Below are 24,980 nucleotides of genomic sequence, written 5' to 3' on the forward strand. Positions count from 1 at the left end.
ACGGGGCATCCCAACGCCGCCTTCACCCCGGGTCCGCCGCCCCCGGGCGCGACCCCACGCCCCCACGCCGAACTTCCCCCGGGCCAGCACCCACCGCGATGACCCCGCCCCGACGGAGCCGCGCGGCCGCCGGTCACGTCGACGAGAAACGGCCCGGACCCGCCCGAAGGCGGGTCCGGGCCGCGTCGTCAGCGGCGGGCGTTACTTCCGGTCGAGGAGGCCGGCGCGCCGGAGGGCGTCCGCCATCGCGCTGTTGGCGGGCGGGGGCGCCTGGCGGGAACCGCCGCCGCCACCGCCGCCACCGCCGCCACCGCCGCCACCGCCGCCGCGGCCCTGGCGCTGCTGCGGAGGCCGGCCACCGCGGCGGCGCCGGTCGCCGCCGTCGCCCTGAGCCTGGCGGTCCTGCGGCGCCGCCTCGTCGTCCAGACGCAGCGTCAGCGAGATCCGCTTGCGCGGGATGTCGACCTCCAGCACCTTCACCTTGACGATGTCACCGGGCTTGACGACATCGCGCGGATCCTTCACGAACTGCTTCGACATCGCCGAGACGTGCACCAGACCGTCCTGGTGGACGCCGACGTCGACGAACGCGCCGAAGGCCGCCACGTTCGTCACCACGCCCTCCAGGACCATCCCGGACGCCAGGTCGGAGATCTTCTCGACGCCCTCCTTGAAGGTGGCCGTCTTGAACGCGGGCCGCGGGTCGCGCCCCGGCTTCTCCAGCTCCTTCAGGATGTCGCTCACCGTCGGCAGACCGAACGTGTCGTCCACGAAGTCGGCCGCCCTGAGCGAGCGCAGCACCCCGGTGTTGCCGACCAGCGAGGCCACCTCCTGGCCCGCGGTCTTCACCATCCGGCGGACCACGGGGTAGGACTCGGGGTGCACGCTGGAGGAGTCCAGCGGGTCGTCGCCGCCGCGGATCCGCAGGAAGCCCGCGCACTGCTCGTAGGCCTTCGGACCGAGCCGCGAGACGTTCTTGAGCTGCGCCCGCGAGGTGAACGGCCCGTTGGCGTCCCGGTGCGCCACGATGTTCTCCGCGAGTCCCGAGGTGACCCCGGAGACGCGCGCGAGCAGCGGTACGGACGCGGTGTTCACGTCCACGCCGACGCCGTTCACACAGTCCTCGACCACCGCGTCCAGCGAGCGGGACAGCTTCACCTCGGACAGGTCGTGCTGGTACTGGCCGACCCCGATCGACTTGGGGTCGATCTTGACCAGTTCGGCCAGCGGGTCCTGGAGCCGGCGGGCGATGGAGACCGCGCCGCGCAGGGAGACGTCCATGTCGGGCAGTTCCCGCGAGGCGTACGCCGAGGCCGAGTACACCGACGCGCCCGCCTCCGACACCATCACCTTGGTGAGCTTCAGCTCCGGGTGCCGGGTGATGACGTCGGCGGCCAGCTTGTCGGTCTCCCGGGAAGCGGTGCCGTTGCCGATCGCGATCAGGTCGACCGCGTGCTCCTTGGCCAGCCGGGCCAGCTTGGCGACGGCCTCGTCCCACCGGTTGGCCGGAACGTGCGGGTGGACGACGTCGGTGGCGACGACCTTGCCGGTCGCGTCGACCACGGCGACCTTCACGCCCGTACGGAACCCGGGGTCGAGACCGAGGGTCGCGCGCGTGCCGGCCGGGGCGGCGAGCAGCAGGTCGCGCAGGTTGGCCGCGAACACGTTCACCGCCTCGTCCTCCGCGGCCGTGCGCAGCCGCAACCGCAGGTCGATGCCCAGGTGGACGAGGATCCGGGTGCGCCAGGCCCAGCGGACCGTGTCCTGGAGCCACTTGTCGGCGGGACGGCCGCGGTCGGTGATCCCGAACCGGTGGGCCACGATCCCCTCGTACGACGAGGGGCCGTCCATCTGCTCCTCCGGCTCCAGGACGAGGTCCAGGACCTCCTCCTTCTCCCCGCGCAGCATCGCGAGGATCCGGTGCGAGGGCAGCTCGGTGAACGGTTCGGCGAAGTCGAAGTAGTCGGCGAACTTGGCGCCCGCCTCCTCCTTGCCCTCCCGCACCTTGGCGGCCAGCCGCCCGCGCACCCACATGCGCTCGCGCAGCTCGCCGATCAGGTCGGCGTCCTCCGAGAACCGCTCGGTGAGGATCGCCCGCGCGCCGTCCAGCGCCGCCTGCGGATCGGCGACGCCCTTGTCCGCGTCGACGAAGGCGGCCGCCGCCGCGAGCGGCTCCACGGACGGATCGTCGAGCAGGCCCTCGGCCAGTGGCTCCAGACCCGCCTCCCGCGCGATCTGCGCCTTGGTCCGCCGCTTCGGCTTGTACGGCAGGTAGACGTCCTCCAGCCGCGCCTTGGTCTCGGCGCCGCGGATCCGCGCCTCCAGTTCCTCGGTGAGCTTGCCCTGCTCGCGCACCGACTCCAGGATCGCCGTCCGCCGCTCCTCCAGCTCCCGCAGATAGCGCAACCGCTCCTCGAGGGTGCGCAGCTGCGCGTCGTCGAGCATCTCGGTCGCTTCCTTGCGGTAGCGGGCGATGAAGGGCACCGTCGAACCGCCGTCCAGCAGCTCCACGGCGGCCTTGACCTGCCGCTCCCGTACGCCGAGCTCCTCGGCGATCCTGCCTTCGATGGACCCTGTGAGGGGTGTCGTCACGTTCCCGTACCGCCTTCTCCACTCCGGTGTGCGCCGCAATTGTGGCAGGCCCCACCGTCAACCGGGCCGCAGGGCGCCGCCCGGCGAGGCGCGTTCCCGCCCCCCGCGCCCCGGCGGGAACGGGCGACGGCATGGCGGGAAAGGTGGGAAACCCGTCATTGCGGCCGCCCTCCGGCCCGCGAAGAATCGGTCGCATGGCGCAGCGAACCGTTCTCGTCGTCCTCTTCGACGCCGTCCAGAGCCTCGACGTCACCGGCCCCGTGGAGGTCTTCGCCGGTGCCGAACGGCATGTACCGGGGTCGTACCGCATCCATACGGCCTCCTTGGACGGCGGTCCCGTCCGCAGCTCCAGCGGCCTGACCCTGGTACCGGACTCCCCGCTCGCCGGCGCTCCCGCGCCGCACACGCTGCTGGTGCCCGGCGGTGAGGGCACCCGCCGGGCGGACCCGCGGCTGGTCGACTGGGTCCGCGGGCACGGGCCGGGCGCCGCGCGCCTGGTCTCGGTGTGCACCGGCGCGATCCTGCTGGCCGAGGCGGGCCTGCTGGACGGCCGCCGGGCCACGACCCACTGGGCGTACTGCGACAAGCTCGCCCGCGACCACCCCTCCGTCGAGGTGCACGCGGAGCCGGTCTACGTGCGCGACGGGGAGGTGGCGACCTCGGCCGGCGTGACCTGCGGCATCGACCTGACCCTCGCGCTCGTCGAGGAGGACCTCGGCCGCGACGTCGCGCTGAGTGTCGCCCGCCACCTGGTGGTCTTCCTGCGCCGGCCCGGCAACCAGGCCCAGTTCAGCGCCCAGCTCGCCGCACAGACGGCCCGGCGGGAACCCCTGCGGGACGTACAGCAGTGGATCACCGAGCATCCGGCGGACGACCTGTCCGTCGAGGCGCTCGCCGCCCGTGCCCGCCTCTCGCCGCGCCACTTCGCCCGCGCGTTCCGGGCGGAGACCGGCACCACCCCCGGCCGCTACGTCGACCGGGTCCGACTGGAACACGCCCGCCGGCTCCTCGAGGACACCGCCGACGGCGTCGAGGAGATCTCCCGCGCCAGCGGCTACGGCACCCCGGAGGCCATGCGGCGCGCGTTCGTCAAGGCGCTGGGCGCCGCCCCGGCCGAGTACCGGAGACGGTTCCGCCCCGCTCCCGCCACCACCTGACACCCACACGGAGGGAAATCCATGCGGATCGCCATCGTCCTGTTCGACCGCTTCACCGCCCTGGACGCCGTGGGCCCGTACGAGACCCTCGGCCGGCTCCCGGGCGCCGAGACCGTCTTCGTCGCCGAACGGACCGGACCCGTCCGCACCGAGACCGGGCACCTCGCGCTCACCGCCGACCGGACCCTGGGCGACGTTCCCGACCCTGGCATAGTCGTCGTCCCGGGCGGCCCCGGCCAGGCGTCGCAGATGGAGAACGAGACCCTGCTGGACTGGCTGCGCACCGCCGACGCCACCAGCACCTGGACCACCTCCGTGTGCACCGGCTCGCTGCTGCTCGCCGCCGCCGGGCTGCTCGACGGCCGCCGCGCGACCTCGCACTGGCTGGCCCTCGACCAGTTGAGGCGTTTCGGAGCCGAGCCCACGGGAGAGCGGGTCGTCTTCGACGGCAAGTACGTCACGGCCGCCGGCGTCTCCTCGGGCATCGACATGGGCCTCACGCTGCTCGGCCGGATCGCGGGCGACGAACACGCCCAGGCCGTCCAGCTGCTGACCGAGTACGACCCGCAGCCGCCCTACGACGCCGGATCACCCGAGAAGGCGCCCGCGCACCTCGTCGAGGAGTTCCGGGCCAAGAGCCGCTTCGTGCTGACGTAGACGGCCGGCTACCGCACGCTCCAGGTGAACCGGGCGGTCCGGCACTCCAGGAACGCGGTGACGCCCTCCGCGGTGTCGCCGCTCGCGCACGCCTGCTCGGCCCAGTGGGCGTCGCGGTCCGTGCGGCCGTCCGCGAACTCCTTCGCCGCGGCCTGCGTCAGCTGCGAGCGAGCGGCGAGGATTTCGGTGAACTCCGTGACCCGCTTGGCGAGTTCGCCCTCCGGCAGCACCTCGTCGACCAGGCCGGTGCGCAGCGCGCGCTCCGTGTCGATCAACTCGCCCGAGAAGAGCAGGTACTTGGCGGTCGCCGGGCCCACCAGGGAGACCAGCCGGCGGGTGGCGGAGGAGGGGTAGACGATGCCCAGTCTGGCCGGCGTCACCCCGAACAGCGCGCCCGCCTCGGCGAACCGCAGGTCGCAGGCCGCCGCGAGCTGGGCGCCGCCGCCCACGCAGTGCCCGCGCACCGCCGCCAGCGTCGGCTTGGGGAAGGCGGCGAGCGCCTCCTCGGCCTCTCCGGCGAGTCGCTGCGCCTCCCGCGGTGAGCCGCGCAGCGTGGAGATGTCGGCGCCGGAGCAGAACGTCTCGCCCGACCCCGTGAGCACCAGCGCCCGCACGCCCGGATCGGCCGCGAGGTCGTCCAGGAGCGGCGGCAGCGCCCGCCACATCGCGGCGGTCATCGCGTTGCGCTTGGCCGGGTGGTGGACCACGACGGTGGCCACCGCGCCGGTGACGTCGTGCAGCAACTGCGGCTCCATGCGCCGGATGCTATCCGCCCGGCCGAGCGTTTGATCAAGAAGGGTCGGGGGACAGTTACGACACGGTGGCAAAGGGAACAAAACGTGGAAACGGGGGGCCCGCGCGGCTTCGAGGAGGCGCCGATGGCCAGGTTGACCAAGCCCCGCAGTGAGACGGCGAAGATGCGCCGAGGTTTCGGCTGGCTCGCCGGACTCGGGGTGCTCCTGGTGCTGGCCGGTCTGGTCGGGCTCGTCTACACGGCCGCCGTCACGCTGACCTCCATGCTCCTGTTCGGCTGGCTGCTGCTGATCGGCGGTCTTGTCGGGCTGCTGCACGCGGTCCAGGCGCGCGGTTCGAGCTTCTTCTGGCTCGGTGTCATCGTGGCCGCCCTGAACATCGCGGCGGGCGTGGTGGTCATCGGCCATCCGCACGCGACCGCCGCCGCGCTCACCATGTTCGCCGCCCTGCTGTTCCTGACCGGCGGCCTGTTCCGGGTGGTCGGCAGCGTCGTGGTGCGCGGGCCCCAGTTCGGCTGGACGCTGCTGCTGGGCGCCTTCTACCTGCTGCTGGGCGTCCTGGTCCTGGGCTCCTGGCCGAGCAGCAGCCAGTACGTCATCGGCGCCTTCTTCTCCCTCGCCCTGCTCTTCGACGGCCTCGGCCTGATCGCGACCGGCTTCGGCGGCCGCCGCATCGTCGGCATGGTCTCCGACGGCACCGCCTAGCGGTGCCGTCCCGGCCGGACCGGGCGCGGGGACACATGGACCGTACAACCCGAAAAGTTCGCGATGTCGGCGTGGACGGGACAGTACCGGTCCCGTCCCTGACGGATTCGTGCGGCAACGGTCACAAGGCGCTTGAAACACGCTGACTTGTGTTCAGTCCTTGGGCTGGGCGCGGTGCGTTACCAACACTCGACGTGTGGTGACAATCGAGCGCGAGGGTGGCGACCGGACGATGGACAACCACGGGCGCGGGTACGGCTCACGCCCGGAGGACGGCGCGGGGGCACCCCTGGGCGACGTACCGCCGGATCCGCTGCCGTACGAGGGCGTCTGGCGGTTCACCGCGCCCGCCGTCGACGCCTCCGTCCCGCAGGCCCGGCACGCGGTCCGGGACCTGCTGCTGCGCCAGGGCGTCCCGGTCTCGGACGACCTGGTCCACGGGCTGCTGCTGATCGTGTCCGAACTGGTCACGAACGCCGTACGGCACGCGGCGCTGCTCTCGCCGACGCTCGCCGTGGAGGTCGCGGTCGGCGCGGAGTGGGTGCGGGTGTCCGTGGAGGACAACCACCCCTACCGCCCCACCGCCCTGGAGACCGACCACGCGCGCACCGGCGGGCGCGGGCTGCTGCTGGTCCGCGAGATCGCGCGGGAGGCCGGCGGTGTCTGCGACGTCGAGCACACCGCGAGCGGCGGCAAGGTGATCTGGGCCGCCCTGCCGCTCAAGCCCGCACACCAGGTCTGACAGTGCCCCCGGCGCCGTCCCCGGAGCTCACCAGCCGGCGGGACCCGTCAGCTCCCTGACCGCGGGGCGGGCCGCGTCCAGCACGGTCGGGAACCAGACCGAGAAGGTGTCCCGCGCCTGCCGCTCCGCCAGCTCGGCGGGCGTAACGAACGCCGTGGCGGCGATCTCCTCCGGGTCCGGCCGCAGCGGGGACTGCACCAGGCCGACGAAGAGGTGGTTGTACTCCTGCTCCACCAGGCCCGACTCCGGGTCCGGGTGGTGGTAGCGGACCGTGCCCGCCTCGGCGAGCAGCGACGGGGAGATCCCCAGCTCCTCGTACGTGCGCCGGGCCGCCGCCGCCATGGGCGCCTCACCGGGGTAGGGGTGGCCGCAGCAGCTGTTGGACCACACGCCGGGGGAGTGGTACTTGCCCAGGGCCCGCTGCTGCAGCAGCAGCCGGCCGCGGTTGTCGAACAGGAACACGGAGAAGGCGCGGTGCAGTCGTCCCGGTGGCTGGTGGGCGGACAGCTTCTCCGCGGTGCCGATCGTCACGCCGTCCTCGTCGACCAGTTCCAGCAAGATCGCTTCCGCGGCGCCGTTCGACGAGCTGTGCTTCGCGGTGGCAGGTGTGGTCGGCATACCCATCCTTCACTTCGGTCCTCGAGTCACAAGTCTGCCGTACGAAACCGGCACTCCCGGCACTTCCCGGCACTCCGCATGTCCTGCGGGACGCCGTGGTCCGCGGCTCGACAGCCGCCGGGCACCGTTGGGCATCGTGCCCGGCCGGTCACACCCGGAACCGTCCGGACACTCCCTGTGACGAGTCCCTGGGCGCACGCCGAGCCCCGCGATACGGCGCGGGCGCCGTGCGCGCCGGGCTCCCCAGGCCGGTCGGCGCCGCGGGGGAGGGGCCCGTCAGTGACACAGGCGCGCCTCGTGCTCCGCGTGCCCGCTCGGCTCCAGCTGGAAGGTGCAGTGCTCCACGTCGAAGTGGTCCCCGAGGCAGCCCTGGAGCTCGTGCAGCAGCTTCTCGTGGCCGGTGGCGCTGAGCGCGTCGGAGCGGACGACCACGTGCGCGGAGAGCACCGGCAGACCCGAGGTGATCGTCCAGGCGTGCAGGTCGTGCACGTCCTCCACGCCGTCGAGCGCCAGGATGTGCGCCCGCACCTCGTCCATGTCGACGTTCTTCGGGGCCGCCTCCAGCAGCACGTCGAGGGTCTCGCGCAGCAGCCGGAGGGTGCGCGGCACGATCAGCAGGCCGATGGCGAGGGAGGCGACGGGGTCGGCGGCCTGCCAGCCGGTGAGCAGGATCACGGCCGCCGAGATCATGACGGCCACCGAGCCGAGCGCGTCCGCGGCCACCTCCAGGAAGGCACCGCGCACGTTCAGGCTCTCCTTCTGGCCGCGCATCAGCAGCATCAGGGAGACCGAGTTCGCCACCAGGCCGATCGCGCCGAACACGAGCATCAGCCCGCCGTGGGTGGGAGCCGGGGTGAGGAACCGCTCGACCGCCTCGTAGAGGACATAGCTGCCGACGCCGAGCAGCAGCAGGCAGTTCGCGAGCGCGGCGAGGATCTCCGCGCGGGCGTAGCCGAAGGTGCGGTTCCCGCTCGGCGGGCGGTTGGCGAAGTGGATGGCCAGCAGCGCCATGCCGAGGCCGAGCGCGTCCGTGGCCATGTGGGCGGCGTCCGCGATCAGCGCCAGCGAGTCCGCGAGCAGGCCGCCGACGATCTCCACCACCATCACGGTGAGCGTGATCGACAGCGCGATGCGCAGCGTGCCGCGGTGCGCTGCGCCGGCCGTGCCGCCCGCTCCGGCGCCGTGCGCGTGCCCGTGGTCGTGACCGGCCCCCATGGGATGACCGCCCTTTCCGTATTGCGTCCGGGATCACAGTGAACTACGGGCCGGGGGTATGGGGCAACGCGGCACTGAACACCGTTGTCATGTCCCCTGACCTGCGCAAACGAACCGCAGGTCAGCGTGCGCGACGGCGCCGCGGCGCACCGCGGAGGGGCTGGTCCGACGGGCCCGGAGCGGGGGCCCGGGACGGTCTCCTCGGCGTCGCACGGAGCCGGATGTGACGAATGTCCGATCTGGTGCGGAGTTTGTGGCCCGGCGGCCGGATCACCCATGATGATCGCGGCGCAGGCTGCCGCGGACCGGGCCGGTCGGGCCGGTGAACGGGCGGTGAACGAGGGCTTCCCGCCATCCGATAGCCTCTGCCGACATGCCGCCCGGGCGCCACAGGCAGGCGGCGCACCCATATGCACACGACCGGCGCGCAGACGTCGGCACCCAGGGAGTGAGTTCGGTTGTCGACCGCCATCCTGACCGGTCAGCCGGTCCCCGGATCGTCGATCGAAGGCGATCTGCGGTCCCTCGGATTCGACGTGCGGGTCGCCTCGGACGGCACCGACGCCGAGACACTGCTCGCCCAGGTGCCCGGTGACCAGCGGGTCGCCATCGTCGACGCCCGGTTCGTCGGCCATCCGCACGCGCTGCGCCTGGGCCTGACCGACCCCCGCTTCCCGCTCGCCGCAGTCCCCGGCGCGGTGACCGCCCGCCCGGCCGGCCGCCAGGCGCTGACCCGCGCGATGGCCCGCGAGAACTCCGACGGCGGCCACACCGCGGTCGCCGTCGCCGGCCTCGCCGACCGGATCTCCACGGCCCTGGACGCCGACGACTGCGAGGTGCACCGCCCCGTGCTCGGCAGTCTCGTCGCCGCCGTGCCCGAAGACCCCCAGACCCGCAACGAGGCGCGGCAGGCCGTCGCCACCGTCGACGACGAGGCCGTCCGCCTGAAGTCGGCGGTCAAGGCCCGCGACGGCTTCTTCACCACCTTCTTCATCAGCCCGTACTCCCGCTACGTCGCCCGCTGGTGCGCCCGTCGCGGCCTGACCCCCAACCAGGTCACCACGGCCTCCCTGCTCACCGCGCTCATAGCCGCGAGCTGCGCCGCCACCGGCACCCGCGCCGGCTTCGTCGCCGCCGGCGTGCTGCTGATCGCCTCGTTCGTGCTGGACTGCGCCGACGGCCAGCTGGCCCGCTACTCGCTCCAGTACTCCACCCTCGGCGCCTGGCTGGACGCCACCTTCGACCGGGCCAAGGAGTACGCCTACTACGCCGGCCTCGCGCTGGGCGCCGCCCGCGGCGGCGACGACGTCTGGGCCCTGGCCCTGGCCGCCATGGTCCTCCAGACCTGCCGGCACGTGGTCGACTTCTCCTTCAACGAGGCGAACGCCGGAGACACCGACGCCACCGTCAACACCAGCCCCACCGCCGCCCTCTCCGACAGGCTCGACAGCGTCGGCTGGACGGTCTGGCTGCGCCGGATGATCGTCCTGCCCATCGGCGAGCGCTGGGCGATGATCGCGGTCCTGACGGCGCTGACGACCCCGCGGATCACCTTCTACGTCCTGCTCGTCGGCTGCGCCCTGGCGGCGACGTACACCACGGCGGGCCGCGTCCTGCGGTCCGTGACCCGCAAGGCACGCCGCACCGACCGGGCGGCGCAGGCGCTGGCGGACCTCGCGGACAACGGGCCGATCGCGGCCTTCGTGGCCCGACTGCGTGATCCCAACGCGCGCTGGTACCTCGACTACCCGCTGCTGCAGGCCCTGGTCGGCGTGGCGATCCTCGCCGGGAGCCTGTACGACGGCGACCGCTGGATGCCCTTCGTGGGCGCCTGCTTCTACGTCGTCTCCTCGGGCCTGGCACTCTCCCAGCCGCTCAAGGGCCCCCTCGACTGGCTCGTTCCCCCGCTGTTCCGTGCCGCCGAGTACGGCACCGTGCTGGTGCTGGCGGCACGAGCGGACGTGAACGGAGCACTTCCCGCGGCTTTCGGCCTGGTGGCGGCCGTCGCCTACCATCACTACGACACGGTGTACCGCATCCGCGGCAACGCCGGAGCGCCGCCGGCCTGGCTGGTGCGCGCACTCGGGGGGCAGGAGGGGCGGACGCTGCTCGTCACCGTGTTCGCCGCGCTGCTCACCGCCGCGCAGTTCAAGGTCGCGCTCACGGTTCTCGCCGTGGCCGTCGCCCTGCTGGTGCTCGTCGAGAGCATCCGCTTCTGGGTGGCCTCTCACCTGAGGGGCGCGCCCGCCGTACACGACGAAGGAGAACCCGCATGATCGGCCTCGTGCTGGCGGCCGGCGCCGGACGGCGTCTGCGCCCCTACACCGACACCCTGCCCAAGGCGCTGGTGCCGGTGGGGCCCGCGGGCATAGAGGACGGGCCGACGGTCCTGGACCTCACCCTCGGCAACTTCGCCGAGATCGGTCTGACCGAGGCCGGGATCATCGTCGGCTACCGCAAGGAGGCCGTGTACGAGCGCAAGGCGGCCCTGGAGCGGAAGTACGGCCTGAAGCTCACCCTGATCGACAACGACAAGGCCGAGGAGTGGAACAACGCCTACTCCCTGTGGTGCGGCCGTGACGCTCTCAAGGACGGCGTGATCCTGGCCAACGGCGACACCGTGCACCCGGTCTCCGTCGAGAAGACCCTGCTCGCCGCCCGTGGCGACGGCAAGAAGATCATCCTCGCCCTGGACACGGTGAAGTCGCTGGCCGACGAGGAGATGAAGGTCGTCGCCGACGCCGACCGGGGCGTGCGGCGGATCACCAAGCTCATGGACCCGGCCGAGGCCACCGGCGAGTACATCGGCGTCACCCTCATCGAGGGCGACGCCGCCCCCGAGCTGGCCGACGCCCTGAAGACCACCTTCGAGCGGGACCCGCAGCTCTACTACGAGGACGGCTACCAGGAGCTCGTCGACCGCGGCTTCACCATCGACGTGGCGCCGATCGGCGACGTCAAGTGGGTCGAGATCGACAACCACGAGGATCTCGCCCGGGGACGTGAGATCGCGTGCCTGTACTGACCCGGCTCATCCCCTCGCCGGTGGCGGTGGAGATCCGCTCCGGCGCCCTCGACGACCTGGCCTGCGTGCTCGCCGACGAGCGCATCTCGCACTCCGGCAGGCTCGCCGTCGCCGTCAGCGGCGGCTCCGGCGCCCGGCTGCGCGAGCGGATCGCCCCCTCGCTGCCCGGCGCCACCTGGTACGAGGTCGGCGGCGGCACCCTCGACGACGCCGTCCGGCTGGCCGGCGAGATGAAGGCCGGCCACTACGACGCGGTCGTGGGCCTGGGCGGCGGCAAGATCATCGACTGCGCCAAGTTCGCCGCGGCACGCGTCGGCCTGCCCCTGGTCGCCGTGCCCACGAACCTCTCGCACGACGGCCTGTGCTCCCCGGTCGCCACCCTCGACAACGACGCGGGGCGCGGCTCGTACGGCGTGCCGAACCCGATCGCCGTCCTCATCGACCTGGACGTGATCCGCGAGGCCCCGCCGCGTTTCGTGCGCTCCGGCATCGGAGACGCCATCTCCAACATCTCCGCCGTCGCGGACTGGGAGTTGTCCCACCGCGTCACCGGGGAGAAGATCGACGGCCTGGCCGCGGCCATGGCCCGCCAGGCGGGCGAGGCCGTGCTGCGGCACCCGGGCGGCGTCGGCGACAAGGACTTCCTCCAGGTGCTCGCCGAGGCCCTGGTGCTCACCGGGATCGCCATGTCGATCTCGGGCGACTCGCGGCCCGCCTCGGGCGCCTGCCACGAGATCAACCACGGCTTCGACCTGCTGTTCCCGAAGCGGGCCGCGAGCCACGGGGAGCAGTGCGGGCTGGGCGCGGCCTTCGCGATGTACCTGCGCGGGGCCCACGAGGAGTCGGCCGGCATGGCCGAGGTGCTGCGCCGCCACGAGCTGCCGGTGCTGCCGCAGGACATCGGCTTCACGGTGGACGAGTTCGTCCGGGTCGTCGAGTTCGCCCCGGAGACCCGGCCCGGCCGCTACACGATCCTCGAACACCTCGACCTCAAGACCGAACAGATCAAGGACGTCTACGCCGACTATGTCAAGGCCATCGGTAGCTGAACTGAGACCGGTCGTCCACCCGGCAGGGGTGAAGGACCGGCGCAGCGGAGAACACTGGGCGGGACGCCTCTACATGCGCGAGGTGTCCCTGCGGGTGGACCGCTACCTGGTGGGCACCAGGGTCACGCCCAACCAGCTCACGTACCTGATGACCGTCTTCGGCGTCCTCGCGGCCCCCGCCCTGCTGGTGCCGGGGATCGCGGGCGCCGTGCTCGGTGTGCTGATGGTCCAGCTGTACCTGCTGCTGGACTGCGTCGACGGCGAGATCGCCCGCTGGAAGCAGCAGTTCTCGCTGGGCGGGGTCTACCTGGACCGGGTCGGGGCCTATCTCACCGACGCCGCGGTCCTGGTCGGCCTCGGGCTGCGCGCCGCCGACCTGTGGGGCTCCGGGCGGATCGACTGGCTGTGGGCCTTCCTCGGGACCCTGGCCGCCCTCGGCGCGATCCTGATCAAGGCCGAGACCGACCTCGTCGGCGTGGCCCGCCACCAGGCCGGCCTGCCGCCGGTCAAGGAGAGCGCCGCCGAACCGCGCTCCTCCGGCATGGCGCTGGCCCGCCGGGCCGCCGCGGCCCTCAAGTTCCACCGGCTGATCCTCGGGATCGAGGCGTCCCTGCTGATCCTGGCCCTCGCCATCGCCGACGCGGTCAGGGGCGACCTGTTCTTCACCCGGCTCGGCACGGCCGTGCTCGCCGGTATCGCGCTGCTGCAGACCCTGCTGCACCTGGTGTCTGTCCTCGTCTCCAGCAGGCTGAGGTGAGCGGCATGACCTCTTCGAACACCGCGCTCAAGGTCGGCGCCGTCGTCATCACCATGGGCAACCGGCCCGACGAACTGCGGGCCCTGCTCGACTCGGTCGCCAAGCAGGACGGCGACCGTGTCGAGGTGGTCGTCGTCGGCAACGGCTCGCCCGTCCCGGACCTCCCCGAGGGCGTCCGGACCATCGAGCTGGAGGAGAACCTCGGCATCCCCGGCGGCCGCAACGTCGGCATCGAGGCCTTCGGCCCGGCCGGCGGGGACGTCGACATCCTGCTCTTCCTCGACGACGACGGCCTGCTCGCCCGGAACGACACCGCCGAGCTGTGCCGCCGGGCCTTCGCCGCCGACGGCCGGCTCGGCATCGTCAGCTTCCGCATCGCCGACCCCGACACCGGCGTCACCCAGCGCCGCCACGTGCCGCGGCTGCGCGCCTCCGACCCGATGCGCTCCTCCCGGGTGACCACCTTCCTCGGCGGCGCCAACGCCGTACGCACCCGGGTCTTCGCGGAAGTCGGCGGCCTGCCGGACGAGTTCTTCTACGCCCACGAGGAAACCGACCTGGCATGGCGGGCCCTCGACGCGGGCTGGATGATCGACTACCGGTCCGACATGGTGCTGTACCACCCGACGACCGCGCCGTCGCGGCACGCGGTGTACCACCGCATGGTCGCCCGCAACCGGGTGTGGCTGGCCCGCCGCAACCTCCCAGTGCTGCTCGTCCCGGTCTATCTGGGGGTCTGGCTGCTGCTCACCCTCGCCCGCCGCCCCTCGCGTCCGGCCCTGAAGGCCTGGTTCGGCGGTTTTCGGGAGGGCTGGACCACAGCCTGCGGTCCGCGGCGGCCCATGAAGTGGCGTACGGTGTGGCGACTCACCCGACTGGGCCGGCCGCCGGTCATCTGACAAGCTCGTTCCCCGCGGGTACCCGGCCCCTCCTGGCCGCTGCTGCAGCCACGCCCGTACACCCGCACTGGCAGCGCATTTCGAAGACGAAAGTTTCCACTTGTGAGTGAGACAACGCATGACGGCGGCGTCGCCCTCGGCGCGGCTCGGTCGCCCGACGAGGGCCTCACCCCGGCCCAGCTTGCCGACAAGTACGGGCTGTCCGTCAGCGGCGCCCGGCCCTCGCTGAGGGAGTACGTCCGGCAGCTCTGGGGGCGGCGCCACTTCATCCTGGCCTTCTCCCAGGCGAAGCTGACCGCCCAGTACAGCCAGGCCAAGCTCGGCCAGCTCTGGCAAGTGGCGACCCCGCTGCTGAACGCCGCCGTCTACTACTTCATCTTCGGCGTCCTCATCCACGCCACCAGGGGACTCGACCGGCGCACGTACATCCCGTTCCTGGTGACCGGGGTGTTCGTGTTCACCTTCACCCAGACCTCGGTCATGGCCGGCGTGCGCGCCATCTCCGGCAACCTCGGGCTGGTGCGCGCGCTGCACTTCCCGCGCGCCTCCCTGCCGATCTCGTTCGCGCTCCAGCAGCTCCAGCAACTGCTGTACTCGATGATCGTGCTGTTCCTCGTGGTCATCGCCTTCGGCAGCTACCCGTCCCTGTCCTGGCTGCTGATCGTGCCGGCGCTGGCGCTGCAGGTCCTGTTCAACACCGGACTGGCGCTGATCATGGCCCGGCTGGGTGCCAAGACCCCCGACCTCGCCCAGCTCATGCCGTTCGTCACGCGGACCTGGATGTACGCGTCGGGCGTGATGTTCTCCCTCAGCGGCATGCTCGCGGGGAAGCCCGAGTGGGTCATCCGGCTGATGCAGGTCAACCCCGCCGCCATCTACATGGATCTGATCCGCTTCGCGCTGATCGACCGCTACGACTCCTCGCACCTGCCGCCGCACGTCTGGGCCGGTGCCCTCGGCTGGGCCGTGCTCGCCTTCGTCGGCGGCTTCGTGTACTTCTGGAAGGCGGAGGAGAGGTACGGCCGTGGCTGACCAGGACCACTACCACGACACGCGCGACAGCGCGCCGCGGGTGCCCACCGTGATCGCGGACGACCTGCACATCGTCTACCGCGTCAACGGCACCAGGACCGGCAAGGGCAGTGCCACCGCCGCACTCAGCCGCATCCTCAAGCGGGGCTCCGACAACGAGGCGCGGGGCGTGCGCAAGGTGCACGCCGTCAGGGGCGTCTCCTTCGTCGCCCACCGCGGCGAGGCGATCGGCCTGATCGGCTCCAACGGCTCCGGCAAGTCCACGCTGCTGCGTGCCATCGCCGGCCTGCTGCCCGCCGAGAAGGGCAAGGTCTACACCGACGGCCAGCCCTCGCTGCTCGGTGTGAACGCGGCGCTGATGAACGACCTCACGGGCGAGCGCAACGTCATCCTGGGCGGGCTCGCCATGGGCATGTCGCGCGAGCAGATCAGGGAGCGCTACGAGGGGATCGTCGACTTCTCCGGCATCAACGAGAAGGGCGACTTCATCACGCTCCCGATGCGCACCTACTCCTCCGGCATGGCCGCCCGGCTCCGCTTCTCCATCGCCGCCGCCAAGGACCACGACGTCCTCATGATCGACGAGGCCCTGGCCACGGGCGACCGCAAGTTCCAGAAGCGCTCCGAGGCGCGCATCCGGGAGCTGCGCAAGGAGGCCGGCACCGTCTTCCTGGTCAGCCACAACAACAAGTCGATCCGCGACACCTGCGACCGGGCGCTGTGGCTGGAGCGCGGGGAACTGCGCATGGACGGCCCCACCGACGAGGTGCTCAAGGAGTACGAGAAGTTCACGGGCAAGTAGCCCGCAGGCGCCAGGGCCCCGCCGGAACGTGTCCGGCGGGGCCCCTCGTCCGCAAAGGATGTGTCAACTCGCGCTGTCCTGAGGAATCTTGACGGCAATCGGTGTGTTGTTGTGATGTGCGGACACCCCCCGCGCGGCTCGCTGCGTTGTACAACGTAAGCTGTACCGGTCCCGGAAAGCGGCAAGTGGGGAGATAATGCGCGACACCCTCCGCCGACGCCGCCGGGCGGACGGCCGGGCGGCGTGTCCGAAATAGTGTGTGTTGGGTCGGCAGTGTAGAACGGGAGATGTGACGGCAATGGCTACGGAAACTCCCCAGCTCAACGCAGCAGGTGCCGCCACCGTGCCGGGCAGTGGACGATGACGTGGACACCGACGGCGCGCGACCTCGAGCGCGCCACTCTCGACAAGGCCGCGGGTGAGAACTTCCCCGTGGCACCGTTCTTCCTGCCCAGAGCCTGGCGTGCCGACCTGATGGCCGTCTACGGCTTCGCCCGCCTCGTCGACGACATCGGCGACGGCGACCTGGCCCCCGGCGGCGCGGACGCCCGGCTGCTCGGCGTGTCGCCCGACGAGGCCGAGGACCGCCTGGTCCTCCTCGACGCCTTCGAGGCCGATCTGCGCCGCGTCTTCGACGGCACCCCGCGCCATCCCCTGCTGCGCCGGCTCCAGCCCACCGCCCGCCGCCGCTCGCTGACCCCCGAGCCGTTCCTCGGGCTGATCGCCGCCAACCGCCAGGACCAGCTCGTCACCCGGTACGAGACCTACGACGACCTCCTCGCCTACTGCGAACTGTCCGCCAACCCCGTGGGCCGCCTCGTCCTCGCCGTCACCGGCACCTCGACCCCCGAGCGGATCCGCCGCTCCGACGACGTCTGCACCGCCCTCCAGATCGTCGAGCACCTCCAGGACGTCCGGGAGGACCTCGGACGGGACCGCATCTACCTGCCCGCCGCCGACATGAAACGTTTCCACGTGCAGGAGTCCGATCTCGCCGCGGCCACCGCGGGCGCGTCGGTGCGCGCACTGGTCGCGTACGAGGCGGAACGCGCCCGCGGTCTGCTGAATGAAGGCGCCCCCCTGGTGGGTAGCGTCCACGGCAGGCTGAAGCTGCTGCTCGCGGGGTTCGTGGCGGGGGGAAGGGCGGCGATCCACGCGATCGCCGCCGCCGAATACGACGTACTTCCCGGCCCACCCAAGCCCGGGAGGACCCGGTTGCTGCGCGAGGTGGGCGTGACTCTGCGAGGAGAGGGGTGATCCGGACCGTGGAGTCGGAACACGTGTCCGCGCCGGTGCTCGCCGCCTACAGCTACTGCGAGGCGGTCACAGGGCAGCAGGCCCGCAACTTCGCCTACGGCATCAGACTGCTGCCGGCGGCCAAGCGGCGGGCGATGTCGGCGCTGTACGCGTTCTCCCGGCGCGTCGACGACATCGGCGACGGAGCGCTGCCCGACGACGTGAAGATCACCCGTCTGGAGGACACACGGGCCCTGCTCGGCCGGGTCCGCGACGGCGCCGTCGAGGAAGACGACACCGACCCCGTGGCCGTCGCCCTCGCCCACGCCGCCCGGGTCTTCCCCGTCCCGCTCGGCGGCCTGGACGAACTCATCGACGGCGTCCTGAAGGACGTCCGCGGCGAGAGCTACGAGACCTGGGAGGACCTGAAGGTCTACTGCCGCTGCGTGGCCGGGGCCATCGGACGTCTCTCCCTCGGCGTGTTCGGCACCGAACCGGGCGCGCGCGGCGCCGAACGCGCCTCCGAGTACGCCGACACGCTGGGGCTCGCGCTGCAACTGACCAACATTCTCAGAGACGTCCGCGAGGACGCCGAGGGCGGCCGCACCTACCTGCCCGCCGACGACCTCGCCAAGTTCGGCTGCTCGGCCGGGTTCGACGGCCCGACGCCGCCGGAGGGCTCCGACTTCGCGGGCCTGGTGCACTTCGAGGTGCGACGGGCCCGCGCCCTGTTCGCCGAGGGCTACCGGCTGCTGCCCCTGCTGGACCGGCGCAGCGGCGCCTGCGTCGCCGCCATGGCCGGCATCTACCGCCGCCTGCTCGACCGCATCGAGCGCGAGCCGGAGGCCGTGCTGCGCGGCCGGGTCTCGCTGCCCGGGCACGAGAAGGCGTACGTCGCCGTGCGCGGCCTGTCCGGCCTCGACGCCCGGTACGTGTCCCGGCAGACCGTCAGGAGGCGTGCCTGATGGCGAAGTCACCGCACGGTGGGGCCTCCGGCGAGAAGAGGCGGGCAACCGTCAGGTGCCGGGCGGCGTCCCTGACGGCAACGGTCGCCCGCGAGGTCCCCGCCCATCGCGGCGGACGCACAGGGGAGGGTGCACGATGACCGACGGCACACGGCGCGACGGACCGCTCGACGACGTCACGGGAGCGGCCGGACGGCACGCCGTCGTGGTCGGCGGCGGCCTTGCCGGCCTCACCTCCGCGCTCGCGCTCGCCGACGCCGGAATGCGCGTCACGCTCCTCGAGGGCAGACCCCGCCTGGGCGGGCTCGCCTTCTCCTTCCAGCGCGGCGACCTCACCATCGACAACGGACAGCACGTGTACCTGCGCTGCTGCACCGCCTACCGCTGGTTCCTCGACCGGATCGGCGGCGCCGAGCTCGCCCCGCTGCAGGACCGCCTCGAGGTGCCCGTCGTCGACGTGGCGCGACCCGAGGGCCGGCGGCTGGGCACGCTGCGGCGCGACGCGCTGCCCGTGCCCCTGCACCTGGGACGCAGCCTCGCCACCTACCCGCACCTCTCGCTCGCCGAGCGGGCCCGGGTGGGCCGCGCCGCGCTCGCGCTCAAGGGCCTCGACCTGTCCGACCCGACCCTGGACGCAAAGAACTTCGGCACCTGGCTGGCCGAGCACGGCCAGTCGGCGCGTGCGGTGGAGGCGCTGTGGGACCTGGTCGGGGTCGCCACCCTCAACGCGGTCGCCGCCGACGCCTCGCTGGGGCTCGCCGCGATGGTGTTCAAGACCGGACTGCTGTCCGACCCGGGAGCGGCCGACGTCGGCTGGGCCCGCGTCCCGCTGGGCGAACTGCACGACCGGCTGGCCCGCAGGGCGCTCGACTCCACGGGCGTGCGTACCGAGGTCCGAACACGCGTCACCTCCGTCTCCCTCAACGCGGACGGCAGCTGGAACGTTCAGGTTCCCGGTGAGAACCTGCTCGCCGACGCGGTCGTCCTCGCCGTACCGCAGCGCGAGGCCCACGGCCTGCTGCCGTCCGGCGCCCTGGACGCGCCCGACCGGCTGCTCCGGATCGGCACCGCGCCGATCCTGAACGCCCACGTCGTCTACGACCGCACGGTGCTCAACGCGCCCTTCTTCGCGGCCATCGGCACCCCTGTGCAGTGGGTCTTCGACCGCACCGAGGCGGCCGGCCTGAAGCACGGTCAGTACCTCGCGGTGTCCCAGTCGGTGGCGCAGGACGAGATCGACGCGCCGGTCGCCGTACTGCGCGAGCGCTATCTGCCCGAACTGAGGCGGCTGCTGCCCCGCGCCCGCCGGGCCGAGGTGAAGGACTTCTTCGTGACCCGGGAGCGCACGGCGACGTTCGCCCCGGCCCCCGGCGTCGGACGGCTGCGGCCCGGCGCCCGCACCAAGGCACCCGGCCTGTACCTGGCCGGAGCGTGGACCGCCACAGGGTGGCCCGCGACCATGGAGAGTGCGGTCCGCAGCGGTGTGAAGGCGGCCGAGGCCGCGCTGAGCGCCCTGGGCCGGCCCCGCCCGAGCCGTCTCTTCGCCATCGAGGAGGCGGCGGCATGACGTTCGGTCAGCAGCCCGTGGCAGGCCCCCGCACCTCCGGCACCGCAACAAGAGGAGAGACTGTGCCCACTGTGCCCCCGGCCTCGATGGCCGCTCGGAGGACCGCGGTGGACGTGACCGCGCTGTTGGAGCGCGGCCGGACCCTGGCCACGCCGGTACTGCGGGCGGCTGTCGACCGCCTGGCGCCCCCCATGGACACTGTCGCCGCCTACCACTTCGGCTGGATCGACGCTCAGGGCAACCCGGCGGCCGGGGACGGCGGCAAGGCCGTGCGCCCGGCGCTGGCCGTGCTCTCCGCCGAGGTCGCCGGGGCCGCGCCCGAGGCCGGTGTGCCCGGCGCGGTCGCCGTGGAGCTCGTCCACAACTTCTCCCTGCTGCACGACGACCTGATGGACGGCGACGAGCAGCGCCGCCACCGCGACACGGTCTGGAAGGTGCACGGCCCCGCCCAGGCCATCCTGGTCGGCGACGCGCTGTTCGCGCTGGCCAACGAGGTGCTCCTCGAACCGGGCACCGCCGAGGCCGGGCGCGCCGCCCGCCGCCTGACCAGCGCCACCCGCGCCCTGATCGACGGTCAGGCGCAGGACATCTCCTACGAGCACCGAGACCGGGTCAGCGTCGCCGAGTGCCTGGAGATGGAGGGCAACAAGACCGGCGCCCTGCTCGCCTGCGCCTCCTCCGTCGGCGCGGTCCTCGGCGGCGCGGACGACCGCACCGCCGACACCCTGGAGACGTACGGGTACCACCTCGGCCTGGCCTTCCAGGCCGTCGACGACCTCCTCGGCATCTGGGGCGACCCGGGGGCCACCGGCAAGCAGACCTGGAGCGATCTGCGCCAGCGCAAGAAGTCCCTGCCGGTCGTCGCCGCGCTCGCGGCGGGCGGCCCGGCCTCCGAGCGGCTCGGCGAGATCCTCGCCGCCGACGCCAAGAGCAGCGACTTCGCGAACTTCTCCGAGGAGGAGTTCGCGGCCCGCGCCGCCCTCATCGAGGAGGCGGGCGGCCGGGAGTGGACGGCCGAGGAGGCGCGCCGTCAGCACACCATCGCCATCGAAGCCCTCGACGCCGTCGACATGCCCGAGCGGGTACGGGCCGCGTTCACGGCGCTCGCCGACTTCGTCGTCGTACGAAAGAGATGATCACTATCGGTCGAACCAGCCTCGCGTAGTCGCCGGCCGGTGCTGCAAGGTGGTTTCAGGCACCGGCCGACGGCGGACCCACAGCAGCACGACTTGCACGACTGCACGAAGGGGAAGCCATGACAGCGACGACCGACGGAAGCACCGGGGCGACACTGCCGACCCGCGCTGCCGCGGCCAGTGAAACCGTACTCAGCACCCCCGAGGCGGCCGGGGTACAAGAAGCCGCCGCGGCCGCCGTCCGGAGGGCCACCGACTTCCTGCTCGCCCAGCAGGACGCCGAGGGCTGGTGGAAGGGCGACCTCGAGACGAACGTCACCATGGACGCCGAGGACCTCCTCCTGCGCCAGTTCCTGGGCATCCTGGAGGAGGACACCACCCGGGCCGCCGCGCTGTTCATCCGCGGGGAGCAGCGCGAGGACGGCACCTGGGCCACCTTCTACGGCGGCCCGGGCGAACTCTCCACCACCATCGAGGCCTACGTCGCCCTCCGGCTGGCCGGCGACGCGCCGGACGAACCCCACATGGCCCGGGCCTCCGCCTGGGTGCGCGAGCAGGGCGGCATCGCGGCCTCCCGTGTCTTCACCCGGGTCTGGCTCGCCCTGTTCGGCTGGTGGAAGTGGGAGGACCTGCCGGAGCTGCCGCCCGAGCTGATCTGGTTCCCCAAGTGGTTCCCGCTCAACATCTACAACTTCGGGTGCTGGGCGCGGCAGACGATCGTGCCCCTGACCGTCGTCTCGGCCAAGCGCCCGGTGCGTCCGGCCCCGTTCCCGCTCGACGAGCTGCACACCGACCCCGGCAGCCCCCGTCCGCCGCGGCCGCTCGCCCCGGCGCGCACCTGGGACGGACTGTTCCAGCGGCTCGACATGGTCGTGCGCGGCTACCGCGGCGTCGCCGTGCGCAAGGTGCGCGAGGCCGCCATGAACTCGGCCGCCCGCTGGATCATCGAGCGGCAGGAGAACGACGGCTGCTGGGGCGGCATCCAGCCGCCGGCCGTGTACTCGGTCATCGCCCTGTACCTGCTCGGCTACGACCTCGAACATCCGGTGATGCGGGCGGGCCTCCAGTCGCTGGACCGCTACGCCGTGTGGCGCGAGGACGGCGCCCGCATGATCGAGGCCTGCCAGTCGCCGGTGTGGGACACCTGCCTGGCCACCATCGCCCTCGCCGACGCCGGACTGCCCGCCGACCACCCGCAGTTGGTCAAGGCCGCCGACTGGATGCTGGGCGAGCAGATCGTCCGCCCCGGCGACTGGTCGGTGCGCCGCCCCGGACTGCCGCCGGGCGGCTGGGCGTTCGAGTTCCACAACGACAACTACCCCGACATCGACGACACCGCCGAGGTCGTCCTCGCCCTGCGCCGGGTCAGGCACCACGACCCGGAGCGGCTGGACAAGGCCATCGGGCGCGGGGTGCGCTGGAACCTCGGGATGCAGTCGAAGGACGGCGCCTGGGGAGCCTTCGACGCCGACAACACCAGCCCGTTCCCCAACCGGCTGCCGTTCTGCGACTTCGGCGAGGTGATCGACCCGCCCTCGGCGGACGTCACCGCGCACGTCGTGGAGATGCTCGCCGCCGAGGGCCTGACCCACGATCCGCGCACCCGGCGCGGCATCGAATGGCTGCTGGCCGAACAGGAGCCGGACGGCTCGTGGTTCGGTCGCTGGGGCGTCAACTACCTCTACGGCACAGGGTCGGTCGTGCCCGCGCTGACCGCCGCGGGCCTGCCCGGCTCCCATCCGGCCGTCCGCCGCGCGGTGAACTGGCTGGAGAGCGTGCAGAACGACGACGGCGGCTGGGGCGAGGACCTGCGCTCCTACAAGGACGTCGGGGAGTGGAGAGGCAGGGGCGCCTCCACCGCCTCGCAGACCGCCTGGGCCCTGATGGCCCTGCTGGCCGCGGGGGAGCAGGACTCCAAGGCCGTCGAGCGCGGCGTCGAGTGGCTCGCGGCCACCCAGCGGGACGACGGCTCCTGGGACGAGCCGTACTTCACCGGCACCGGCTTCCCCTGGGACTTCTCCATCAACTACCACCTGTACCGGCAGGTCTTCCCGCTCACCGCGCTCGGCCGGTACGTGCACGGCGAACCCCTCACCGGCCGGCGACCCCCCGCCGGTGCCCTCGTCGGCCGGCCCGGCGCCGAGGCCAAGGGGAGCTGATGCGCACACAGCCCGGACCGGCCCCGCTGCTGATCGCCTGCGCGCTCGGCATCGAGCGTCTCGCCCTGCGCGCAGGCGACCGCGGCGGAGCCGGCGGGCCGGTCACCGTCCTGCGGACGGGCATGGGGCCCAAGGCGGCGGAACGCTCCGTCACCCGGGTCCTCGCCGGCCCGCCGCTGGACCGGGCCGCGGTGCTCGCCACCGGCTTCTGCGCGGGGCTCGCCCCGGGCATGCACCCCGGCGACCTCGTCGTCGCCGAGGAGACCCGGGACCCGCACGGCACCGTCCCCTGTGTGGGCACCGAACTGCTCGTCAAGGAACTCACCCGCACCCTGCCCGGGCGCACCGTGCACACCGGGCCGCTCACCGGCTCCGATCACGTCGTGCGCGGCACCGAGCGGTCCGATCTGCTCGCCACCGGCGCGATCGCGGTCGACATGGAGTCGGCGGCCACGCTTCTGAGCGCCGTGCGCACGGGCGTGCGCCCCGTTGCGGCCGTGCGGGTGGTCGTGGACGCTCCAGAACATGAACTCGTCCGTATCGGTACGGTGCGCGGTGGAATATCAGCCTTCCGTGTTCTTCGTTCCGTCCTGCCGACTTTTTTCGAATGGCACCGTAATGTGCTGCTCCCCCGGAGGTGAGCCAGATGGCCATGCCGCTGCGCCAGTCCGTCAAAGTCGCCACATACCTGGCCGAACAGAAGCTGCGCAAGCGGGACAAGTTCCCGCTGATCGTCGAACTCGAACCGCTTTTCGCCTGCAACCTCAAGTGCGAGGGCTGCGGCAAGATCCAGCATCCGGCCGGAGTGCTCAAGCAGCGCATGCCCGTCGCCCAGGCGGTGGGAGCGGTACTGGAGTCCGGTGCGCCGATGGTGTCCATCGCGGGCGGTGAGCCCCTGATGCACCCGCAGATCGACGAGATCGTCCGGCAGCTGGTGGCCAAGCGCAAGTACGTCTTCCTGTGCACCAACGCGCTGCTGATGCGCAAGAAGATGGACAAGTTCAAGCCGTCCCCCTACTTCGCCTTCGCGGTGCACATCGACGGGCTGCGGGATCGGCACGACGAGTCGGTGGCGAAGGAGGGCGTGTTCGACGAGGCGGTGGAGGCCATCAAGGAGGCCAAGCGGCGCGGCTTCCGGGTGACCACCAACTCCACGTTCTTCAACACCGACACCCCGCAGACCGTCGTCGAGGTGCTCAACTTCCTCAACGACGACCTCAAGGTCGACGAGATGATGATCTCGCCGGCCTACGCCTACGAGAAGGCGCCCGACCAGGAGCACTTCCTGGGCGTGGAGCAGACCCGCGAGCTGTTCAGGAAGGCCTTCGCGGGCGGCAACAGGGGCCGCTGGCGGCTGAACCACTCCCCGCTGTTCCTCGACTTCCTCGAGGGCAAGGTCGACTTCCCGTGCACCGCCTGGGCGATCCCGAACTACTCCCTCTTCGGCTGGCAGCGCCCCTGCTACCTGATGAGCGACGGGTACGTGCCGACGTACCGGGAACTTATCGAGGACACCGACTGGGACAAGTACGGCCGGGGCAAGGACCCGCGCTGCGCCAACTGCATGGCGCACTGCGGCTACGAGCCCACCGCCGTGCTGGCCACCATGGGATCGCTGAAGGAGTCCCTGCGCGCCATGCGCGAGACGGTCTCCGGGAACCGGGACTGACGGCATGGCCGCCATTCCTCTGGGTGTCCCCGAGGTACCGGCCCGGCCGATCGGCGAGCGGCGAGTGTCGCGGCGGATCGACGTCGGGCCGGTGGCGGTCGGGGGCGGGGCGCCGGTGTCGGTGCAGTCGATGACGACGACGCGTACGTCGGACATCGGTGCGACGCTGCAGCAGATCGCGGAGTTGACGGCGTCGGGTTGTCAGATTGTGCGGGTGGCGTGTCCGACGCAGGACGACGCGGACGC

General features: G+C 72.2%; 24 protein-coding genes. 20 read left to right on the forward strand and 4 right to left on the reverse strand.

Annotation, left to right across the window (positions count from 1 at the left end):
• Nucleotides 1-201 precede the first annotated feature (201 nt).
• Nucleotides 202-2,592: a Tex family protein gene (locus tag CG719_RS28595; RefSeq protein ID WP_100571588.1), complete on the reverse strand. Its 2,391-nt coding sequence runs from the start codon at nt 2,590-2,592 to the stop codon at nt 202-204.
• 194 nt (nt 2,593-2,786) lie between these two features.
• Between CG719_RS28595 and CG719_RS28600 the strand changes: the two genes are divergently transcribed.
• Together CG719_RS28600 and CG719_RS28605 are read left to right on the forward strand one after the other, a co-directional pair.
• The gene (locus CG719_RS28600) at nt 2,787-3,749 is read left to right on the forward strand and encodes a GlxA family transcriptional regulator (RefSeq protein ID WP_100571589.1); all 963 of its coding nucleotides are present in this window, start codon (nt 2,787-2,789) and stop codon (nt 3,747-3,749) included.
• 21 nt (nt 3,750-3,770) lie between these two features.
• Nucleotides 3,771-4,406 carry a DJ-1/PfpI family protein gene (locus tag CG719_RS28605; protein ID WP_100571590.1) on the forward strand — a complete coding sequence of 212 codons (636 nt, stop codon included), beginning with the start codon at nt 3,771-3,773 and terminating at the stop codon, nt 4,404-4,406.
• An 8-nt stretch (nt 4,407-4,414) separates the two neighbouring features.
• On the opposite strand, the gene CG719_RS28610 is transcribed toward CG719_RS28605, so the two are convergent.
• Complete coding sequence (locus tag CG719_RS28610; protein ID WP_100571591.1) at nt 4,415-5,161, reverse strand: enoyl-CoA hydratase/isomerase family protein; 747 nt, start codon at nt 5,159-5,161, stop codon at nt 4,415-4,417.
• Nucleotides 5,162-5,284: 123 nt separating this feature from the next.
• Here CG719_RS28610 and CG719_RS28615 point away from each other — a divergent pair, with 123 nt between their 5' ends.
• Both CG719_RS28615 and CG719_RS28620 read left to right on the forward strand, forming a co-directional pair.
• Complete coding sequence (locus CG719_RS28615) at nt 5,285-5,863, forward strand: DUF308 domain-containing protein (protein WP_100571592.1); 579 nt, start codon at nt 5,285-5,287, stop codon at nt 5,861-5,863.
• A 232-nt stretch (nt 5,864-6,095) separates the two neighbouring features.
• Complete coding sequence (locus CG719_RS28620) at nt 6,096-6,605, forward strand: ATP-binding protein (protein ID WP_100571593.1); 510 nt, start codon at nt 6,096-6,098, stop codon at nt 6,603-6,605.
• A gap of 27 nt (nt 6,606-6,632) precedes the next feature.
• On the opposite strand, the gene idi is transcribed toward CG719_RS28620, so the two are convergent.
• A complete protein-coding gene (gene idi / locus CG719_RS28625) occupies nt 6,633-7,223 on the reverse strand; it encodes an isopentenyl-diphosphate Delta-isomerase (protein WP_100571594.1) in 591 nt (196 codons plus the stop codon).
• 276 nt (nt 7,224-7,499) lie between these two features.
• On the reverse strand, nt 7,500-8,438 hold the full coding sequence (locus CG719_RS28630) for a cation diffusion facilitator family transporter (protein WP_100571595.1): 939 nt from the start codon (nt 8,436-8,438) through the stop codon (nt 7,500-7,502).
• Between the two features lie 458 nt (nt 8,439-8,896).
• On the opposite strand from CG719_RS28630, the gene CG719_RS28635 reads away from it, so the two are divergent.
• The 16 genes from CG719_RS28635 to CG719_RS28705 all read left to right on the forward strand — a co-directional run.
• Complete coding sequence (locus CG719_RS28635) at nt 8,897-10,714, forward strand: DUF5941 domain-containing protein (protein WP_100571596.1); 1,818 nt, start codon at nt 8,897-8,899, stop codon at nt 10,712-10,714.
• A complete protein-coding gene (locus CG719_RS28640) occupies nt 10,711-11,463 on the forward strand; it encodes a phosphocholine cytidylyltransferase family protein (RefSeq protein ID WP_100571597.1) in 753 nt (250 codons plus the stop codon). The genes CG719_RS28635 and CG719_RS28640 overlap by 4 nt, the downstream gene beginning before the upstream one ends.
• Entirely contained in the window at nt 11,451-12,512 is a 1,062-nt protein-coding gene (locus tag CG719_RS28645; protein WP_100571598.1) for an iron-containing alcohol dehydrogenase family protein, read from the forward strand. Before CG719_RS28640 ends, CG719_RS28645 begins: the two co-directional genes overlap by 13 nt.
• Nucleotides 12,490-13,269 carry a CDP-alcohol phosphatidyltransferase family protein gene (locus CG719_RS28650; RefSeq protein ID WP_100571626.1) on the forward strand — a complete coding sequence of 260 codons (780 nt, stop codon included), beginning with the start codon at nt 12,490-12,492 and terminating at the stop codon, nt 13,267-13,269. The genes CG719_RS28645 and CG719_RS28650 overlap by 23 nt, the downstream gene beginning before the upstream one ends.
• Nucleotides 13,270-13,274: 5 nt before the next feature.
• Nucleotides 13,275-14,168 carry a glycosyltransferase family 2 protein gene (locus tag CG719_RS28655; protein WP_100571599.1) on the forward strand — a complete coding sequence of 298 codons (894 nt, stop codon included), beginning with the start codon at nt 13,275-13,277 and terminating at the stop codon, nt 14,166-14,168.
• 102 nt (nt 14,169-14,270) lie between these two features.
• Nucleotides 14,271-15,200 carry an ABC transporter permease gene (locus tag CG719_RS28660; RefSeq protein WP_100571600.1) on the forward strand — a complete coding sequence of 310 codons (930 nt, stop codon included), beginning with the start codon at nt 14,271-14,273 and terminating at the stop codon, nt 15,198-15,200.
• A complete protein-coding gene (locus CG719_RS28665) occupies nt 15,193-16,002 on the forward strand; it encodes an ABC transporter ATP-binding protein (protein WP_199836816.1) in 810 nt (269 codons plus the stop codon). The genes CG719_RS28660 and CG719_RS28665 overlap by 8 nt, the downstream gene beginning before the upstream one ends.
• Before the next feature lie 360 nt (nt 16,003-16,362).
• A complete protein-coding gene (gene hpnC / locus CG719_RS28670; protein ID WP_100571601.1) occupies nt 16,363-17,259 on the forward strand; it encodes a squalene synthase HpnC in 897 nt (298 codons plus the stop codon).
• Entirely contained in the window at nt 17,256-18,203 is a 948-nt protein-coding gene (gene hpnD, locus CG719_RS28675; RefSeq protein ID WP_100571602.1) for a presqualene diphosphate synthase HpnD, read from the forward strand. Before hpnC ends, hpnD begins: the two co-directional genes overlap by 4 nt.
• Nucleotides 18,203-18,343, forward strand: a complete 141-nt coding sequence (locus tag CG719_RS37595) for a DUF6380 family protein (RefSeq protein WP_376491495.1) — start codon at nt 18,203-18,205, stop codon at nt 18,341-18,343. The genes hpnD and CG719_RS37595 overlap by 1 nt, the downstream gene beginning before the upstream one ends.
• On the forward strand, nt 18,340-19,770 hold the full coding sequence (hpnE, locus tag CG719_RS28680) for a hydroxysqualene dehydroxylase HpnE (RefSeq protein WP_100571603.1): 1,431 nt from the start codon (nt 18,340-18,342) through the stop codon (nt 19,768-19,770). The genes CG719_RS37595 and hpnE overlap by 4 nt, the downstream gene beginning before the upstream one ends.
• A 71-nt stretch (nt 19,771-19,841) precedes the next feature.
• Complete coding sequence (locus tag CG719_RS28685) at nt 19,842-20,906, forward strand: polyprenyl synthetase family protein (protein WP_199836817.1); 1,065 nt, start codon at nt 19,842-19,844, stop codon at nt 20,904-20,906.
• A gap of 119 nt (nt 20,907-21,025) precedes the next feature.
• Nucleotides 21,026-23,065: a squalene--hopene cyclase gene (gene shc, locus CG719_RS28690; protein ID WP_100571605.1), complete on the forward strand. Its 2,040-nt coding sequence runs from the start codon at nt 21,026-21,028 to the stop codon at nt 23,063-23,065.
• Nucleotides 23,065-23,706 carry a phosphorylase family protein gene (locus CG719_RS28695; protein WP_100571606.1) on the forward strand — a complete coding sequence of 214 codons (642 nt, stop codon included), beginning with the start codon at nt 23,065-23,067 and terminating at the stop codon, nt 23,704-23,706. Before shc ends, CG719_RS28695 begins: the two co-directional genes overlap by 1 nt.
• Nucleotides 23,707-23,711: 5 nt before the next feature.
• The gene (hpnH, locus tag CG719_RS28700; protein WP_100571607.1) at nt 23,712-24,734 is read left to right on the forward strand and encodes an adenosyl-hopene transferase HpnH; all 1,023 of its coding nucleotides are present in this window, start codon (nt 23,712-23,714) and stop codon (nt 24,732-24,734) included.
• Nucleotides 24,735-24,738: 4 nt separating this feature from the next.
• Nucleotides 24,739-24,980, forward strand: a 242-nt coding sequence (locus CG719_RS28705; protein WP_159024971.1) for a flavodoxin-dependent (E)-4-hydroxy-3-methylbut-2-enyl-diphosphate synthase, incomplete at its 3' end; no start/stop codon positions are given.

This window comes from Streptomyces sp. CB01373, from assembly GCF_002803075.1.
In the GTDB taxonomy this organism is placed as follows: Bacteria; Actinomycetota; Actinomycetes; order Streptomycetales; family Streptomycetaceae; genus Streptomyces.

Excerpts from the sequence above, each read along its gene's own strand:
- CG719_RS28600 (WP_100571589.1), top strand. The coding sequence starts at position 2,787 with ATGGCGCAGCGAACCGTTCTCGTCGTCCTCTTCGACGCCGTCCAGAGC.
- CG719_RS28605 (WP_100571590.1), top strand. The coding sequence starts at position 3,771 with ATGCGGATCGCCATCGTCCTGTTCGACCGCTTCACCGCCCTGGACGCC.
- CG719_RS28610 (WP_100571591.1), bottom strand. The coding sequence starts at position 5,161 with ATGGAGCCGCAGTTGCTGCACGACGTCACCGGCGCGGTGGCCACCGTC.
- CG719_RS28615 (WP_100571592.1), top strand. The coding sequence starts at position 5,285 with ATGGCCAGGTTGACCAAGCCCCGCAGTGAGACGGCGAAGATGCGCCGA.
- CG719_RS28620 (WP_100571593.1), top strand. The coding sequence starts at position 6,096 with ATGGACAACCACGGGCGCGGGTACGGCTCACGCCCGGAGGACGGCGCG.
- idi (WP_100571594.1), bottom strand. The coding sequence starts at position 7,223 with ATGCCGACCACACCTGCCACCGCGAAGCACAGCTCGTCGAACGGCGCC.
- CG719_RS28630 (WP_100571595.1), bottom strand. The coding sequence starts at position 8,438 with ATGGGGGCCGGTCACGACCACGGGCACGCGCACGGCGCCGGAGCGGGC.
- CG719_RS28640 (WP_100571597.1), top strand. The coding sequence starts at position 10,711 with ATGATCGGCCTCGTGCTGGCGGCCGGCGCCGGACGGCGTCTGCGCCCC.
- CG719_RS28650 (WP_100571626.1), top strand. The coding sequence starts at position 12,490 with ATGTCAAGGCCATCGGTAGCTGAACTGAGACCGGTCGTCCACCCGGCA.
- CG719_RS28655 (WP_100571599.1), top strand. The coding sequence starts at position 13,275 with ATGACCTCTTCGAACACCGCGCTCAAGGTCGGCGCCGTCGTCATCACC.
- hpnC (WP_100571601.1), top strand. The coding sequence starts at position 16,363 with ATGACGTGGACACCGACGGCGCGCGACCTCGAGCGCGCCACTCTCGAC.
- CG719_RS37595 (WP_376491495.1), top strand. The coding sequence starts at position 18,203 with ATGGCGAAGTCACCGCACGGTGGGGCCTCCGGCGAGAAGAGGCGGGCA.
- hpnE (WP_100571603.1), top strand. The coding sequence starts at position 18,340 with ATGACCGACGGCACACGGCGCGACGGACCGCTCGACGACGTCACGGGA.
- shc (WP_100571605.1), top strand. The coding sequence starts at position 21,026 with ATGACAGCGACGACCGACGGAAGCACCGGGGCGACACTGCCGACCCGC.
- CG719_RS28695 (WP_100571606.1), top strand. The coding sequence starts at position 23,065 with ATGCGCACACAGCCCGGACCGGCCCCGCTGCTGATCGCCTGCGCGCTC.
- hpnH (WP_100571607.1), top strand. The coding sequence starts at position 23,712 with ATGGCCATGCCGCTGCGCCAGTCCGTCAAAGTCGCCACATACCTGGCC.